12 protein-coding genes are annotated in these 17,137 nt (G+C 37.0%); 7 read left to right on the top strand and 5 right to left on the bottom strand.

Annotated elements, in window-relative coordinates:
* The first annotated feature begins 3 nt into the window (after positions 1–3).
* From ACR9EA_RS12515 to ACR9EA_RS12495, 5 genes are all read left to right on the top strand, one after another.
* Positions 4–1,836, top strand: coding sequence for a RagB/SusD family nutrient uptake outer membrane protein (locus tag ACR9EA_RS12515; protein ID WP_435133572.1), 1,833 nt, complete (start codon positions 4–6; stop codon positions 1,834–1,836).
* Positions 1,826–3,502, top strand: a complete 1,677-nt coding sequence (locus ACR9EA_RS12510) for a DUF4957 domain-containing protein (protein WP_435133569.1) — start codon at positions 1,826–1,828, stop codon at positions 3,500–3,502. The genes ACR9EA_RS12515 and ACR9EA_RS12510 overlap by 11 nt, the downstream gene beginning before the upstream one ends.
* Positions 3,503–3,658: 156 nt before the next feature.
* Positions 3,659–5,152 carry a pectate lyase family protein gene (locus tag ACR9EA_RS12505; protein WP_435133568.1) on the top strand — a complete coding sequence of 498 codons (1,494 nt, stop codon included), beginning with the start codon at positions 3,659–3,661 and terminating at the stop codon, positions 5,150–5,152.
* Positions 5,153–5,176: 24 nt separating this feature from the next.
* Positions 5,177–7,894 (top strand): pectinesterase family protein, encoded by a 2,718-nt coding sequence (locus ACR9EA_RS12500; RefSeq protein WP_435133565.1) that lies wholly within the window; start codon positions 5,177–5,179, stop codon positions 7,892–7,894.
* Positions 7,895–8,129: 235 nt separating this feature from the next.
* Entirely contained in the window at positions 8,130–10,550 is a 2,421-nt protein-coding gene (locus ACR9EA_RS12495; RefSeq protein ID WP_435133562.1) for a glycoside hydrolase family 2 TIM barrel-domain containing protein, read from the top strand.
* Between the two features lie 25 nt (positions 10,551–10,575).
* Here ACR9EA_RS12495 and ACR9EA_RS12490 read toward each other — a convergent pair whose 3' ends face one another.
* Both ACR9EA_RS12490 and ACR9EA_RS12485 read right to left on the bottom strand, forming a co-directional pair.
* On the bottom strand, positions 10,576–11,400 hold the full coding sequence (locus ACR9EA_RS12490) for a VOC family protein (protein ID WP_435133560.1): 825 nt from the start codon (positions 11,398–11,400) through the stop codon (positions 10,576–10,578).
* Between the two features lie 51 nt (positions 11,401–11,451).
* Positions 11,452–12,129: a YiiX/YebB-like N1pC/P60 family cysteine hydrolase gene (locus ACR9EA_RS12485; protein ID WP_435133557.1), complete on the bottom strand. Its 678-nt coding sequence runs from the start codon at positions 12,127–12,129 to the stop codon at positions 11,452–11,454.
* 103 nt (positions 12,130–12,232) lie between these two features.
* Between ACR9EA_RS12485 and ACR9EA_RS12480 the strand changes: the two genes are divergently transcribed.
* Positions 12,233–12,748: an adenine phosphoribosyltransferase gene (locus tag ACR9EA_RS12480; RefSeq protein ID WP_435133554.1), complete on the top strand. Its 516-nt coding sequence runs from the start codon at positions 12,233–12,235 to the stop codon at positions 12,746–12,748.
* A gap of 66 nt (positions 12,749–12,814) precedes the next feature.
* On the opposite strand, the gene ACR9EA_RS12475 is transcribed toward ACR9EA_RS12480, so the two are convergent.
* Together ACR9EA_RS12475 and ACR9EA_RS12470 are read right to left on the bottom strand one after the other, a co-directional pair.
* Positions 12,815–14,410 carry a M56 family metallopeptidase gene (locus ACR9EA_RS12475; protein ID WP_435133551.1) on the bottom strand — a complete coding sequence of 532 codons (1,596 nt, stop codon included), beginning with the start codon at positions 14,408–14,410 and terminating at the stop codon, positions 12,815–12,817.
* Between the two features lies 1 nt (position 14,411).
* Positions 14,412–14,771, bottom strand: coding sequence for a BlaI/MecI/CopY family transcriptional regulator (locus ACR9EA_RS12470; RefSeq protein WP_435133548.1), 360 nt, complete (start codon positions 14,769–14,771; stop codon positions 14,412–14,414).
* Positions 14,772–14,955: 184 nt separating this feature from the next.
* On the opposite strand from ACR9EA_RS12470, the gene ACR9EA_RS12465 reads away from it, so the two are divergent.
* Complete coding sequence (locus tag ACR9EA_RS12465) at positions 14,956–15,900, top strand: calcium/sodium antiporter (RefSeq protein WP_435133545.1); 945 nt, start codon at positions 14,956–14,958, stop codon at positions 15,898–15,900.
* 82 nt (positions 15,901–15,982) lie between these two features.
* Here ACR9EA_RS12465 and ACR9EA_RS12460 read toward each other — a convergent pair whose 3' ends face one another.
* Complete coding sequence (locus tag ACR9EA_RS12460) at positions 15,983–16,993, bottom strand: glutamine synthetase beta-grasp domain-containing protein (RefSeq protein WP_435133543.1); 1,011 nt, start codon at positions 16,991–16,993, stop codon at positions 15,983–15,985.
* Positions 16,994–17,137 lie beyond the last annotated feature (144 nt).

Below are 17,137 nucleotides of genomic sequence, written 5' to 3'. Positions count from 1 at the left end.
AACATGGATATAAAAATAAAAGAGATGAAAGTAAAAAATATATTGGCAGTACTAACTGTGTTGGTATTTGCTTCGTGTAGTGACGATTTTTTAGATCCGGATTCAATATCAACATTCGATAATGAATATATCTACTCCAATGTAGACGATGCCAGAAATGGCGTAAATGCCGCATATTCATATTTTAATCAGGATGCCTTCAGGTCGCGGTTATCTAATAATATGACCGGTAATACCGATATAGAACATCAAGGCGGATGGGGCAGTCAAGGCGATCGTTACCAGATTTGGAACTTAAACGCTAATTCAAGTAATAGAGATTTGGATATTGTCTGGACCAATGGATATAAGGCCATTAGAGATGCTAATATTTCTATAGAAGGAATTATGAATAGTGGTAATTTAGATTCAGACGACCAATCGGTAAGAGATACGTTTTACCAATTGTTAGGAGAGGCTTACACTTTAAGAGCCTATTGGTACAGCATGCTAATTTACTATTTTGGAGATATACCTTATGTAACCAAGGCACCTGTTGCTGGCGATAATTTTTTCTTGCCAAAAACACATAGAAACGAAATTTTATCGGGAGAAATTCAAAATTTGATAGATATTGAAGAACACATGAAATGGGCAGATCAATGCCGTTTTGGGATCGAGCAAGTAAACCGAGAGTATACTTTGGGTATGATTGCCCGTTTATCTTTACAACGCGGGGGATACTATTTAACTCCAGAGTTAACAATGGTTCGCGATGGCGATTATTTAGACTATTATACTTTAGCTAAAACGTATACAGCTAAACTCATGACGTTAAAAGATAGAGAACTACCAAGGGATTTTAGACAAGTTTTTCTTAATCAGGCTAAATTTCAATCTCCAGTAAACGATGATGTGTTGTTCGAAGTGCCATTCTCGTTAAACAGTGGCGATGTGGGGTGGAATATTGGTATTCAGGTAGATGGAGGTACCACCGCGGCCCACGACTACGGATCTGGAGGAAACTACATGGCTATGCCACCGTCGTATTACTTGTCGTTCGATTCTAACGATATCAGAAGAGATGTAACCTGCGGATTATATAAAATTACTACAGAGTTTACTAAAGAATTTATTAACGGTCCGTTAAACATTTCTCAAGGTAAATGGAGTCGTGTAGATTTAGAAACCCCTCCAGGGCCATCTACAGCTAAAAGTACAGGGATTAACTGGCCAATGATGCGCTATTCCGATGTTATTTTAATGTATGCCGAAGCAGAAAATGAATTAAACGGGCCGACATCCGAAGCTCAAAATGCACTACGTCGTGTACGACAAAGAGCATTCGATAGCGCCGATTGGAGCGAAAAAGTAGATCAGTACATTGCAAATGTTTCAACGTCTAAAGATGCTTTTTTTGAAGCCTTAGTAGACGAGCGTGCGTGGGAGTTTGGCGGAGAAATGATTCGTAAATACGAGCTAATTCGTTGGGGAATCTATTCCGATAAGATGAGAGAAACCGTAGAGACACTTAAAAAACTGGCCGACGATGCCTATAACGGTACCACACAATACCCAGATTATATGTATTGGAAGGTTGACGAAAGTGGCGAGTTTGTAATTTTAAATCCAGATACTAAAATAGTTGCTGCCCCAGACGAAACCTGGAATCGAGTGCCGTTTTTATTAGACATGCACAGCGACCAGACGACTTACAAAGAATGGGTAACAAGAGATTGGGAGAATTACATAGATAATGGACCTGCGCCTGGTGTGGCAAGATACATTTTTCCAATACCAACAATCGCAATAGAAAATAGCCAAGGAACTCTTAAAAACGATGGTTATGGATTTTAAACAATTAACGATAAAACAAATGAAAAGTACATTTCATATTTATAAAATTAAGGCTTTAATACTTAGTTGTTTGGCAATGGTTTTGTGCTACGCATGTAGTAACGACGACGATCAAACTTACGACAGAACCCGACTTTTTGGTCCGGTGCTTAACGAAGATTTGTATGCTATAGATAATACGGTAATTGTAGATATAGCAAAGTTTAAAGATGCCGTAAATTATACAGTAGAAGTTAGTAGAGATTCTTTTGCTACTATAGAGTATACCATTAAAACAGATACGAGTTTTGTTGTTGTAGATAAAGCAACGGTTGGCGAAGATTTGTTTTGGAACATGTTATATCAGGTAAGGGCGCAAGCGCATGCAGATGATGCCACTTTCGATAGTAAAGTGTCAGATTTTGGTAGTGTGCGTACCCAACGTTTCCCTTCTATATTAAACGATCCAGCATCTTACGATGTTACCGATACCCAAGCGCGAGTAACATGGTCGTTAATTGGTGCGCCAGTAACTGGAATTCAGGTGTTTGCAGCAGACGATTTTCGTTTAGAGAACCCGTTATACTCAGAGCGTCCTGTAACTGCAGAAGAGCAGGAAGCAGGCGAAGCTATAGTTGAAGGTTTAGATCCAGAAACCGAATATCAAATCGCAATTTATAGCGATACTACTTTAAGAGGATGGGTTAACTATACTACAAAAGTGGCCGATATAGACCCGACCAGCCCAGGAGTTATAGACATTCGTGAAGACGAAAATCCAGATGCCGTAATAAACGCTTTAAGTGCAGCACCAGACAATGCAATTATTTTGGTAAAAAGAGGTGTGGTTTATAATGCACCATCTACAGCTATAGATAAATCGGTTACCATTCAAGCTGCCTATGGATTTGGAGAAGAAAAAGCAAAATTAATTTTTGATGGAAATTTCGATGTTGCCGATGGTGCTAATGTCGGGCACTTACGCTTTGTAGGCCTAGAGTTACGTGGTACAGATTGGGGTGGTAAATATGTAATGAACATGAGTAAAGAGGCATCGTTAGGAGAAATGAGTTTCGAAGATTGTTATATCACAAATTTCCGTGGAGTGTTACGTCAAAAAGATAACGCCAATACAATAAACAATTACATAATTAATAATTGTGTGATAGATAGCATTAATGGTTACGGATTGGTATCTGTAGATAACAATGCAGCAAAACTTAATAATTTTTCAATCACTAACAGCTCTGTTAACCACACGATTTATTTTGTTGTTTCAAAAAATAATTTCGAAACTTTAAATATAAGAGACTGTAGCATTGCGAATACCCCAGAAACGGGTAGGCAATTATTACGCTTTAGAGAGGCCGGACAAAATAATGTTACTAATGGAATTAGTATTGTAAACTCTGTGTTTGGACATTCTTGGGATCAAACAGGTGAAGGTAATTATGGTATAAAAGGTATAGAAGGTTTAGAGGATACCAATTTTGAACTGTTGAACAATTACAGCACCAAAAACTTCTCCTTTACAGGCAATGAAATACCAGGTTTTCCTGTAGCCAATTATGCTAACGAGCAAACCGATCTTTGGGTAGATTTAGATACTAACGATTTCCATTATAAAGATAAAGGTTTTAGAGGGCGATACGATGCAGGTGATACTAATTTTAGAGATAAACTGTAACGTAAAATCATAAAAAAGAAGTGTTAAATGGGTGCCTGTTTAGTGTCTGTTAGTTTTATTCTGTGAATAGTAAGTTAGTTTGTTACATGTGAGTATTTATTAGAAATAAAAATTGAAAAGACCATAAAATATCGGGCACCCTTATTTATAAAAAATATGAATTTAAAAATCACTTATCTAATAGTTTTGCTACTCTGGGCTCCTTTACATTTTAATTGTAGCTCATCAGATACACCAGATGATGTAAATGAAGATGTTATTGAAGACAAAGATCCAGAACCAGAGCAACCCGAACAAATAGAAGAAGAGGCTTTAGCATTTCCTTATGCCGAGGGCTTCGGAAAAGATGTTACAGGAGGTCGTGGCGGTAAAGTTATTTATGTTACGAATTTAAACGATTCAGGAACAGGTAGCTTCAGAGCCGCAGTTAATCAGTCGGGAGCACGATATATTTTATTTAAAGTATCGGGAACAATTGCTTTAAAATCGCGATTGGACATCAGAAATGGTAACTTAACAATAGCAGGACAAACAGCTCCAGGCGATGGTATTTGTATTAAAGATTATCCCATGGTTATAAAAGCCAGTAATGTTATTATTCGTTTTATGAGATTTAGAATGGGCGACGAAGCACAACAGGAAGCCGATGGATTGGAATGTAGATTTAATAAAGATATAATAGTAGATCACTGTTCCATCAGTTGGTCATCAGACGAGACCGCTACTTTTTATTCCAACGAAAATACAACCCTACAATGGTGTTATATTACCGAAAGTTTAAGGAATTCTGTGCACGAAAAAGGATCGCATGGATATGGCGGAATATGGGGTGGCCGAAAGGCTTCATTTCATCATAATCTTGTAGCACATCACGATAGCAGAAATCCAAGGTTGGGAGAGGCTGCAGGCGATGCTTTTGCCTTAACAGATTTGGTAGACTTACGTAATAATGTTATTTACAACTGGCAAGGTAATAGTTGTTACGGCGGTGAAGCCATGAATGTAAACATTGTAAATTGTTACTATAAACCAGGTCCTTCAACCAATAAAGATAGCCGAATAATTTCCATAGATAAAAATAAAGTAGAAGGTACCGCTGTGTACGATACGTGGGGGAAGTTTTATATAGCTGGTAATTATATTGAAGGGCAGCAGCAAGTGTCCGATAATAATTGGGAGTATGGTGTGTACAATCAATTTCACCATAGCTACGGAACAGTTTCTGAAGAGGATAAAACAGCCATGCGATTATCAGAACCTCACGATATAGAAAATAACGTAACGACCGATTCGGCTTTAGATGCGTATCAAAAAGTATTAGAGTTCGGTGGTGCCTCTTTGGTTAGAGATGCTGTAGATATAAGAATTGCCAACGAAGTAAAAAATGGTACATATACCTACGAAGGCTCTAATGGCAGCAGCAAAGGTATTATCGATTCGCAAGCCGATGTTGGTGGGTGGCCCGAGCTAAAATCGGAAGATGCTCCATTAGATAGTTCTGGAGATGGTATGCCCGATGCGTGGAAAGAAGCTATGAAGTTAGATAAAGATAAACATAATCCTAATGGCAACGATTTAAGCACTGCTTACGATAATGTAGAGGTGTACATAAATAGTCTTGTGACATCGATTATGGAGCAAAACAACTAAAACAATTATACACTAACTATAATCATGAAAAATATTAAAAAGGTCTTATTGTTATTTGTAGGGTTTTGTGTAACGATAGTATGTGTGGCTCAAAACAATGCAGATATTGTAGTTGATATTAATGGGACAGGCGATTTTACTTCTATTCAAGAAGCGATTAACGCAGCACCATCAAACAGCTCTACAGCAACAATTATATTTATAAAAAGAGGCACGTATAATCTCGAAAAATTAATTGTTCCCGCATCAAAATCCAATATCACAATTGTTGGAGAAAGTAGAGAAGAAACCATAATAAGTTACGATATGTATAATTGTAATGATGGCGGCGATGGCATGTGCCCAGACGATAAGGTGCTGTTGTGGCAAGATAACAGCGATTTAATAAGAACAGCTGCTACGTTAACTATTATGGCAAACGATTTTAGGGCAGAAAATTTAACCATCGCAAATACTGCAGGTCCTGTTGGTCAGGCTCAGGCTTTAACTATTCGTGGCGATCGTACAGTATTTGTAAACTGTAATTTAACAGGGTATCAAGACACGATTTATTTTTGGATGAATGAAACATATCGCGCCTATTTTAAATCGTGTATGGTTTTAGGGCGCACCGATTATATTTATGGTGGAGGTATTGGTTATTTTGATGAATGTGAAATTAGAAGTTATGGCGGAGCTTGGATAACTGCCCCATCGACCACCGAAAATCAGGATTATGGTTTTGTGTTTTATAAATGTAATTTAACATATCAAGATAATAGTCCAAGAAATGGCGATGATGGTGCTGCCATAAAATTCGGAAGGCCTTGGCATAACTATCCAAAGGTAGCATGGTTGTATTGCAAGATGCCTGCCGAGATAGACCCTTTAGGTTGGGGAGATAAATGGAATATGGATTATGCCGATACCGATACAAGATTACATTTATACGAATGGATGAATGAAGGTGCTGGTGCCGATATGAGTGGAAGAGCAAATTGGGCTGGATTACGTGCTTTGGAAAATCAAACCGAAGCGAATTTATACGAACCAGAAATTGTTTTAGCAGGATCGGATAATTGGAATCCAACAGCAATAGCTCCCGCGGTAACAGTTTATAATTGGACAGGGAATGGAACAACAAACAACTGGTCGGATACTGCCAATTGGGATCCAGAAGGATTTCCTTCTACCGGTGAAGCTGCTTCAGTAGAAGGTTCGCATACCATTAATGCATCTGGTGGCGAATTTTTAGCCGATTTAAATTTAAGTAAGGCCGCTACTTTAAATATTACAGCATCAAGTACAGTAAAACTTTTAACGCTAAACGAAGCTACTATTCAAGCATCTACTTCGGTGTCTATGTCAGGGCATATCAAAACCAAAGGCGACTTTATTATTAATAGCTCTGGAAATATCGATTTTTTGAGTACCATAACTGGAGTTCATCAAATAAAAAATATTGGTAGTGGAGTATGTAATTTAAATGCTCCAAACGATGGTTTTTCAGGGCGTTTAATTGTTGAGCAAGGCGAGGTTTTAGCATCATCATCTCAAGCTCTTGGAAATGCAAAAAGTGTAACAGTACAAACAAGTGGAGCTTTGGAAATTAACGTAAGCGATGCCATTTTAACAACAACAGCCTTGTATACAGAAGGCGAAGCAAGCTTAATATTACATAACAATATTACCCTAAACGAATGGTACAAAGATGGGGTGTTACAACCTTTAGGTACTTATAATGCTTCAAATAGTACGCTTATACAGGGCGAAGGTAATTTAGTTATAGGAAGACCAAGTGAATTTAAATTTTTAGGAGGTAATTGGGACGATCCTAGTAACTTTTCACCAGCATTATTGCCCGAAGCAGGAGAAAAAGTAATTGTAGATGCTGTTACCATTGAAGCTCAAAGCGCACCGTTTTTAGGAGATATGCATGTGCAAAATAATGGCGGTATTCGTTTAAGACGTCAAGATTCCGAAAGTATCGGAACCATTACTATGTACCAAAATACAAATATCGCTTATGCTACAAGCGGTACAGGGTTTACCCTAAAGGCCCCTATAGTTTTAGAAGGCGATGTGGCGCTTTTGTTAAACAGTTCGAATACAGAAGGCAGTATTATGAATTTACCAGGAACCTTCAGCGGGAACTACAATGTGCGTGTAGAAAATACCAGAGATGTTGCTAATACGGCAACTGTAGATTTAGGTGGTGACAATGCAGCGTTTACAGGAGTTTGGGATTTAACCAAGCCAAGTGCTAATGCCGATGGCATGGCCGTGATTAACGGATTAGTTGCTGGCGCTTTTGGAGCAGGTAAATTGATGTTGGATGCCAATAATCAGGCGGTGTTTAATCATTCTAAAAGTGCCGGAAATCGTTTGGATCTGTCGGTAAAAGGAACAGCTAAAGCGGTGTTGAATGTTGATGTTGAAGTGGCCGAGTTTATCTTAAACGATGAAAGCATGGCGAATGGTACATATAATTCTACAACACACCCTACTATATTTATGGGTTCTGGGTCGGTTGTGGTTAATAGTACTTTAAGTATAACCGATGTGTCTATAAAACAACCAGGGGTGTTAACTGTAAACGACGAATTACAACACCTGCAAATCTATAATCTATTAGGTCAGCAGGTTTACGAAACCAAAAAGCATCAAAAATCAATTAACCTTAGTTTTTTAAAAACAGGCGTATACATCGTCAATTATAAAATAGATGGGCGTCAAGGCGCCTTAAAAATATTAAACCCTTAATTAATTAAAAGTTTAGTTTGTTTTTACAATGTTTGTGTTTTAAGAGTAAAAGTATTCTGCTTTTACTCTTTTTTTATGATAAGAAACATCTTTAAGGAAAACCCTTTAATTAATTTTAGAATCAAACCTTATCAAAAACTTGTTTTAGAAGTACACCCCGTATTTAATTAAGAAGCTTTTTGTGTCTGTTTTTATTGCTTATTGCTATCTTTGTAAATTCATAAAAACAAAAGGTATGAAGCGTTATTTTATTGCGATGGTTTTGGGTATTACATCTGTTTTGGTATTTGCCCAAACTAGAACCGTTCAGGTGTTAGAGGACGGATGGAAATTTCAAAAAGGAAACCCCGATCAAGCCTATCAAATTCAATTTAACGATTCTAAATGGGAAAACGTTACAGTGCCGCACGATTGGGCCATTTATGGGTCTTTCAATAAAAACATAGATAAACAGACTGTAGCGATCACCCAGAATAACGAGACCACAGCAACAGAAAAAACAGGCCGAACAGGAGCTTTGCCTTTTATAGGCACGGCATGGTACAGAAACACGTTTACAGTGCCAAGTTTCGAACCCGGTAAAACCGTCATCTTACTTTTTGAAGGGGTAATGAGTGAGCCGCAAGTGTATTTAAATGGTAAAAAAATAGGAGAATGGAAATACGGCTATAGTTATTTTTATTTCGATATTTCCAATGATTTAAAAGTTGGCGAGAATACCTTGGCAGTTCAGGCTTCTAATCCAGAATTTTCTTCGCGTTGGTATCCTGGTGCCGGGATTTATAGAAATGTATCTGTTATTGTAAAAAATAAAGAAAGTATCGATCAGTGGGGGACATTTATAACAACACCTTACGTTAGTGAAGCTTCGGCACGTGTAAATATAAAAACTCAGGTTTCGGGAGAACAGGTTACCTTAAAAACCAGTATTTACGACGCAAATGCCAAACTAGTTGGGCAATTGCATTCCGAAACCCAGTTTGGAAAAGCTTTCGAGCAAAATATAAAGGTTGATGCTCCAAAATTATGGAGTCCGGAAACACCGTATTTGTATACCGCCATTTCTCAAGTATTCGTAAATGATGTTTTAAAAGATGAGGTTGAAACGCGATTTGGTATTCGCGATATTAGTTATACTGCAAAAGATGGCTTTAAATTAAACGGCAAGGTTACCAAGTTTAAAGGGGTGTGTTTACACCACGATCTTGGCCCAATAGGAACTGCCGTTAATACAGCGGCATTGCGCAGGCAGTTGCGTATTTTAAAAGATATGGGAGTAAATGCAATACGAAGTTCCCATAATATGCCATCGTTAGAGCAATTAGAATTATGCGACGAAATGGGATTTTTGTTTTTGGCGGAAAGTTTTGATGAATGGAAAAAACCAAAGGTGAAAAATGGGTATAATCGTTTTTTTGACGAATACGCCGAAAAAGACATTATTAATCTGGTGCATGCAACAAGAAACCATCCGTCTATCGTTATGTGGAGTTCGGGTAACGAAGTGCCAGACCAATGGGGAGCAGAAGGTGTAAAGCGTGCTAAATGGCTTCAGGAAATTTTCCATAGAGAAGACCCTACAAGGCCAGTAACCGTAGGGATGGATCAGGTTAAGGCTGTAATGGAGTCTGGTTTTGGAGCGCTTTTAGATGTACCGGGATTAAATTATCGCGTGCATTTATACGAAGAGGCTTACGAAAAGTTTCCGCAAGGATTTATTCTAGGGTCCGAAACTGCTTCAACTGTTAGCTCTCGCGGAATTTATAAATTTCCCGTTGTGCAGGAAAAAGAAAAGCAGTATCCCGATCTTCAAAGTTCGTCGTACGATTTAGAGGCTTGCAGCTGGTCGAATGTACCCGATGAAGATTTTGTGTTGCAAGACGATAAGCCGTGGGTTATTGGCGAATTTGTATGGACAGGTTTCGATTATCTTGGCGAGCCCACGCCGTACGATAATTATTGGCCCTCGCGCAGTTCGTATTTTGGTATTTCAGATTTAGCAGGGTTGCCTAAAGATCGTTATTACTTATATCGCAGCAGATGGAATACAGAATCGGAAACCTTGCATGTATTGCCGCACTGGAATTGGGAAGGGAGAGAAGGTGAAGTCACTCCAGTTTTTGTGTATACCAACTATAATAGTGCAGAGTTGTTTGTAAATGGTAAGAGTATGGGAGTTCAAAAAAAGAATACCAGCTCACCACAACATCGTTATCGTTTAATGTGGATGGACGTAAAATACGAGCCAGGAACGTTAAAAGTTGTTGCTTTTAATGATGATGGCTCTGTTGCCGCAGAAAAAGAAGTGCATACCGCTGGAACGCCATATAAATTGGTATTGACTTCCGATAGAAAAACCTTACATGCCGATGGTAAGGATTTGGCCTATGTAGAGGTGTCTGTAGTCGATAAAAACGGTATACCTTGTCCAACAGCGACACACCAGCTGCAATTTAAGGTGAAGGGAAGTGGAGTTTACAGGGCAGCCTGTAATGGAGACGCGACGTCTTTAGAACAATTTCATTTGCCTACCATGAAATTATTTAGCGGTAAGCTTGTTGTTTTGGTGCAATCTAAAAAAGAAGCAGGCAACATAACTTTAGATGTAAAAGGAAAAGGTCTTAAATCAGCTAGTATTACATTACAGTCTAAATAATAAGTCTTAGGCTTGTAACAAGGTTTCAATATCCATTTTTTTTCATTTTTAAGAAGGCTTGCGTTACACGTTCTGCACGCTCAGGATCTGATAAAAGTGTACTAAGTATGCTTGGAATAATTTGCCAGGACACACCAAATTTATCTTTTAACCAGCCGCACTGCGATTCTTGTCCGCCATCTTGAGTTAGTGCGTTCCAAAGCTTATCAATTTCGTTTTGGGTATCGCATTGTACTACAAAAGAAACACCTTCATTAAAATCGAATGCATGTGGTTCAGGGCTACTCATGGCATTAAAGATGGTATTGTTCAGTTTAAATTGCGTGAAAAGTAGAGTGTCTTCAGGAAAATTTTGTGCTTGTTTACCGTAAGTAGCAGACATTAAATTCATGCTTTCCGGAAATACCGATTGATACAGTGTTGAAGCTTGTTTTACTTTGTCAAACTTATCGTTAGTAAATAATAAGGTGGGTACTATGGTTTGTGTAGAATTAATAGGGTCTACATCCAGTTGCCACGACACGCCAAATTTATCTTTAACCCAAGCGTATTTTTTGCACCACGGGTACTCGCCTAAAGGCATGAATACCGTGCCATCTTGAGAAAGGGCTGTGTACAAACGCTCTATTTCGGTGTCGCTTCCGCAGTATACAAAAAATGAAATCGATTCATTAATGCTAAATGTTGGTCCGCCGTTAAGGGCTGTAAAGGGAGTGCTGTTAATGGTAAATTGAATAACTGTGTTGTTTTCTGTAAGTATTTCTACATTCTTAAAAACAGAACTGTAATAGTTTACGGCTGCTTTAGCATTGTCGTTAAACCATAAACAGGGATGAATTTTAGCTTGCATACCTTTTAATTTAAAGCTTGTACAGTAAAAATAAACAAAATTTACGTGCTATTAGGGGTGTTGCTTACTCGGCTCGCCATAACGGTGCACTATAGTAATGTATTTAGATCTCGACATGCCACCTGGGTTTAAACCAGGTTTGCCTTCAGGAATTTCTGTGTTTAGAGCTTTAAAATAGGCCTCCCAAATAGGAAATGTTTGGTTTGTATTTGGCGATTTATAAGTCATAGGTTGTTCTGTAAAAATAGGCGTGTTGTTGTTAGCAGATTGAAATGCTAAGTGAATGAGTTCGGAACAATAATATTTATCGTTGTTAATATCGAAAACGGCATCGTATTGGGCATTCATTTTAGAATGTATAAATGCAATGGCTTCAGGAATCAGTGGCGTGTATTTTTTGTTAAGCCGACCAACAATAACCTTGGGCCTGTTCTCTGCATCGAAACTTCGTTGTAAAAAGCTGTCTAAAGGTGTTAAAACAACTCCTTTAGAAATAGCTTCCATAACCTTTAATTGGTTGTTACTGTCTTTCATAACAAGGCCAACATGCGAAAAATTATAATGGTCTATACCTTGGGTAACAGCTTCTATAGCATCGCAAAACGGACCGCAATCGCTGTCCTGAAATAAGATGTCGCCTTCTTTAAGTTGAAACTCTGTAGCAGGACTACAGTTTAAAAAAATGAAATGTAAAAATAAGTGCAGTATGGGTGGATTAATGATTTTCATGAAATGGCATTGCTAAAGGCAAAAATAATGAAGAATTTAGTTGAAAGACAAATAACAATACTTGTAAAGCGGTGTAAAGCAACTCTTTTTTTATATTTGATATATGAAAGCAATTGAAGCCTATATTAGAGATGTAATCGATTTTCCTAAACCTGGGATTGTATTTAAAGATTTAACACCATTGTTAAATAACGCCGAAGCTATGGGCTTGTGTTTAGATGCTTTGGTGCAGCAAATAGGCGATACACACATCGATAAGGTAGTGGGAATGGAAGCGCGCGGATTTTTTTTCGGAACCTTATTGGCACAAAAGCTACAAGCTGGTTTCGTACCTGTTCGTAAACCAGGGAAATTACCTTATAAAACACTTTCCGAAACTTATGCTTTAGAATACGGTACCGATGTGCTGGAAATTCACGAGGATGCCATACAACAGGGTGATAGGGTTTTAATTCATGACGATGTTTTGGCAACTGGTGGCACTGCTGAAGCCGTTTGTAAATTAGTAGAACGTTTAGGCGGACAAATTGTGCAATGTAATTTTATTATGGAGTTACAATTTTTAAACGGTCGCGATAAGTTAAAAGGCCAAGATGTCGCTTCGATATTAAAATATTAAATAAAAAAACAGCCAAACGTAAAGTCTGACTGTTTTGTGAATTTGTTGCGTTGATAAGCGATAAGATTAGTCTTTTAATGTAATTTTTATAACACCATCTTTAGCTTCTTCTCCGTATTTTTCTGTTGCTTGTTCGCTTTTTAAAACTGTTACTTCTTTAATCATATCGGGGTCTAGCTTATCCATTTCTTCTTTGGTGGCTTTTTTTCCGTTTATAAGTATCAAAGGGCTTTCAGATATGGTATGCTTTAAATTTAATTTTTGATCATCTGAGTTGTCAATAATTATTGTTTTTTCGTCAGCACTTATCCAATTAATTTCTTTATTATCAGACTCCAAATTAATATCGTCTTTATCAGCAACAATAAACACTGAGGAACTTTGATCTTTGTTTTTAGTAGTTATTTTTTTTACAACAAAAGTATTAGGGTCTTTATCCGTTTGCATGAAAAATGAATTAGGATTATTTGTCTTAACGATTGTTGCATTTCCAGATTCTGTGAAAATTATTTCAGAAACTTCTCCTGCCTCATTTAGTTGTAAGGTGTCAGTACTATTATTATAATAAATTTTAATTGATGAAATAGGGTCGTCAGAATCCTTATTGTACTTTAAAGTGCTGGTTTTCGATTTAGCTTCGATAGAAATTTTAATAATTTCGTTGTTGGTGTTACGTTTTACATTTTTAATTTTCAGAACTACATTTTGGCTAGCAAAAGTACTTACTAAAGCATCTAATTGATCGTCGTTATCGTCTTTAGAAATGATGCCTGTAATTTCACCGTCTTCAATAAGCGATAGGTTGTCTGCTGTAGAGTTTGAGTAATACACGGTTTTGGTGTTAAAACTCATAAGAAATAGCGCTAGTAGAGGTATGATAAACACATATTTTACATAATGAGTAGCGTTAGAATTTGATTTGTGTAGCATAATGATTCGTTTTTTGATTAATGAATTATAAAAATTGTTGGTAAGGGCCAATTGATGATTTGGCAAACTTGTTTTTAATAATAGGTTCTGATATGTTTTTGAAGAAGTTGTTTGTTGTACAGTCTCACTGTCGGCTATAAATTCTAAGTTTTGTATTAGTGCTTTTTTATACAGCCAAACTATTGGGTTAAACCAAAATATAATGGTGGCTAATTTTGCGATTAAAATGTCTATGGAATGCAATTGTTTGGCATGAACTTTTTCGTGGTCTAAAATATGTTGTAGCTCGTTTTTAGAAAAATGATTGGGATTGTAAACTATCCAATTAAAGAATGAAAAGGGCGTTACTTGGTCTTGTGTTTCAATGATTTTAAATCCATTTTCTGTATTTGTGTGTTGTTGGTTTATAAAGCTTTTTAGCGCATATAATTCTGTAAAAAGCTTAACTGTGCATAGAGCTACACCTATATAATAGCTGTATAATAAGACGTCCTGCCAAGTAAAGGATGAAGTTGTTGTGTTGCTGAGTGTTGTAAACGTATTAAAATCCAGCTGCAGTGGCGCGGCTTCAACATAAATAGGAATTACTATAGCAGGAGCACCGGCAGCAAGTAACAAACCAGTCAATAAAAACCAGCGATTGGCTGTAAAGAATGTTTCTTTTTGAAGCCAGAGCATGTAGAACGTATAAAACCCAATAAGCAGTAGGCTTGCTTTTAATAAAAAATCCATATTATTTATCTTGTTCTATGATGTTAATAATTTCTTTCAGTTCCTCGACACTAATTTTTTCTTCTTTAGCAAAAAACGAAACGACATTTTTATACGAATTGTTAAAAAAGTGCTCTATGGCAGTGTTCATAAAGCGTTTTCTGTAGGCTTCTTTGGTTACAATAGGAAAATATTGATGGGTCTTGCCATAGGCGTTATGGCTTACATAACCTTTATCTTCCAGGTTTCTAATAATGGTAGATAGCGTGTTGTAATGGGGTTTATCTTCTGTAATTTGTTCTAATACATCTTTTACAAACGCTTTTTCCAGCCGCCATAAAATGTGCATGATTTCTTCTTCTTTGTTCGTTAACTTTTGCATGGTCTTGTGTAGATGTTTAAGTGTTGATCAAATATATAACTATTTTTATAGTTATAAAACTATAAATGTCGTTTTTTAACTATTTTTTTAGTTTTCAAAAAGATAACGATCATTTGAAGTAGAGAAATAGGATTTAGCCGTTTGCTATTTCTGTAGTATATTCGCATAAAAAATAAGGATAGATATGAGTTTACTTTGGGTTTTATTAGGACTATTGTTGTTGGTTGTTGGTGGCGAATTTTTAGTACGTTCGTCGGTAGCACTTTCGTTTAAATTAAATATTTCGAAAATTGTTATAGGGATGACAGTGGTTTCCTTCGCGACTTCTGCACCCGAATTATTGGTGAGTTTACAAGCGGCCTTAGAAGGTGCTTCAGATATTGCGCTAGGCAACGTTATAGGTTCTAATATTGCCAATATAGGTCTTGTTTTAGGGGTTACCGCCATTATTTCGCCTTTGGTGGTCGATAAAGGATTTTATAAGTTGAATTGGCCGGTTATGATGCTCATGTCTGTCGTGCTTTACTTTTTCTTAAAAAGTGAAAATACACTTAGCTTTTGGGAAGGATGTGCCTTGTTTGTGTCTTTAATTATATTTTTAATTGTATTAATACGAAGTTCTGCTAAAGAGGATTTATCTAATGCCGATGAGGTAGATGATAGTTTGAAGGCGACAACCAATGTTAAGATTTTTATTTGGTTGCTAATAGGGGCAGTTGCGCTTTATTATGGAAGCGAATGGCTCGTAGATGGCGCAAAATCTATGGCTTTGTCTTTAGGGGTTAGCGAGCGTGTTATTTCGGTTACTATGGTAGCTATTGGTACCAGTGTTCCAGAACTTGCAGCTTCTGTAATTGCTGCACTTAAAAAGGAGAAAGCCATTTCTCTAGGAAATTTAATTGGCTCTAATATTTTTAATATTTCTTCGGTGTTGGGGTTAACCGCCATGATTCAGCCTATTGCAGTAAAAAGCGACGAGATATTGACTACAGATGTGTTTTGGATGATAGGCTTTGCAGCGATATTAATTCCTTTAGTGTTTTTGCCAAAGCGTTTTGAAATAAGCCGGTTAAAAGGGGTATTCATTTTCGTGGCTTATTTAGTGTTTTTGTATACCACGTTTATGTAGTATAAAAAAATAATGTTTAAAGCATAAAAAAGCCTGAAAAATTAATTTCAGGCTTTTTTATTGATATATAACTTCTTAAAAATTAAACATCGGCAGATTTTACGGTCTTAACGATACGTCCTGCGATTTTGTATGGATCACCATTAGATGCTGGGCGACGGTCTTCTAACCAGCCTTTCCAGCCTTTTTCTACAGTAATAATTGGAATTCTGATTGAGGCACCTCTGTCAGATATTCCGTAGCTAAAGTCGTTAATTGAAGCAGTTTCGTGCTTACCAGTTAAACGTTGGTCGTTAAACTCGCCATAAACTTCAATGTGTTCTTTGGTAACAGGTCTAAAGGCTTCACAAATTTTCATGTAAGTTTCTTTATCTCCACAAGTTCTTAAAACAGAGTTAGAGAAGTTCGCGTGCATACCAGAACCGTTCCAGTCTCCTTTTACAGGTTTTGGGTGGTATTCGATATAGTAACCATATTTTTCAGTTAAACGATCTAATAAATATCTCGCTACCCAAATTTCGTCTCCCGCTTTTTTAGCACCTTTAGCGAATAATTGGAATTCCCACTGTCCGCTTGCTACCTCTTGGTTAATACCTTCAAAATTTAATCCGGCAGCAATACATAAGTCGGCATGCTCTTCAACAAAAGCTCTTCCGTGAGTATTTAAACCACCAACAGAACAGTAGTACATACCTTGTGGTCCAGGGTATCCACCAACTGGGAATCCTAAAGGTAATTGTGTTTTCTTGTCCATGATGAAATATTCTTGTTCAAAACCAAACCAGAAATCATCATCATCGTCATCGATTTCAGCTCTGTGGTTGCTTTCATGTGGAGTACCGTCTGGGTTTAAAACTTCGGTCATTACTAAATAGCCGTCTTTTCTAGCTGGGTCTGGGTATATAGCTACTGGTTTAAGTAAACAGTCAGAAGATCCGCCTTCGGCTTGTTTAGTTGAACTACCATCAAAAGACCATGTTGGACAGTCTTCTAATTTTCCACTAAAATCTTCTTCGATTTTGGTTTTACTTCTCATGTTTTGAGTTGGGTAGTATCCATCTAGCCAAATATACTCAAGTTTAGATTTACTCATAATATTGTATTAGATATAGTTATTAATGTCACGACAAATATAACTGAAAATTTGTTTTACTGTAAAAAATACTAGGGTCGATTATATATTTTTATTATATTATTAGTTTGCCCCCCTTTTTTTTAGGGGTATTTATTTTTTGTT

The organism is Formosa sp. A9 (genome assembly GCF_051200825.1).
In the GTDB taxonomy this organism is placed as follows: Bacteria; Bacteroidota; Bacteroidia; order Flavobacteriales; family Flavobacteriaceae; genus Formosa.
The sequence above is the reverse complement of the archived record's forward strand: the minus strand, read 5'-3'. Positions and strand labels throughout refer to the sequence as shown.

Bases quoted from the DNA above. Each gene is read 5' to 3' on its own strand.
- ACR9EA_RS12490 (WP_435133560.1), bottom strand. From the start codon at position 11,400: ATGCAAGCTAAAATTCATCCCTGTTTATGGTTTAACGACAATGCTAAA.
- ACR9EA_RS12470 (WP_435133548.1), bottom strand. From the start codon at position 14,771: ATGCAAAAGTTAACGAACAAAGAAGAAGAAATCATGCACATTTTATGG.
- ACR9EA_RS12460 (WP_435133543.1), bottom strand. From the start codon at position 16,993: ATGAGTAAATCTAAACTTGAGTATATTTGGCTAGATGGATACTACCCA.
- ACR9EA_RS12515 (WP_435133572.1), top strand. From the start codon at position 4: ATGGATATAAAAATAAAAGAGATGAAAGTAAAAAATATATTGGCAGTA.
- ACR9EA_RS12505 (WP_435133568.1), top strand. From the start codon at position 3,659: ATGAATTTAAAAATCACTTATCTAATAGTTTTGCTACTCTGGGCTCCT.
- ACR9EA_RS12495 (WP_435133562.1), top strand. From the start codon at position 8,130: ATGAAGCGTTATTTTATTGCGATGGTTTTGGGTATTACATCTGTTTTG.
- ACR9EA_RS12465 (WP_435133545.1), top strand. From the start codon at position 14,956: ATGAGTTTACTTTGGGTTTTATTAGGACTATTGTTGTTGGTTGTTGGT.
- ACR9EA_RS12500 (WP_435133565.1), top strand. From the start codon at position 5,177: ATGAAAAATATTAAAAAGGTCTTATTGTTATTTGTAGGGTTTTGTGTA.
- ACR9EA_RS12510 (WP_435133569.1), top strand. From the start codon at position 1,826: ATGGATTTTAAACAATTAACGATAAAACAAATGAAAAGTACATTTCAT.
- ACR9EA_RS12480 (WP_435133554.1), top strand. From the start codon at position 12,233: ATGAAAGCAATTGAAGCCTATATTAGAGATGTAATCGATTTTCCTAAA.
- ACR9EA_RS12475 (WP_435133551.1), bottom strand. From the start codon at position 14,410: ATGGATTTTTTATTAAAAGCAAGCCTACTGCTTATTGGGTTTTATACG.
- ACR9EA_RS12485 (WP_435133557.1), bottom strand. From the start codon at position 12,129: ATGAAAATCATTAATCCACCCATACTGCACTTATTTTTACATTTCATT.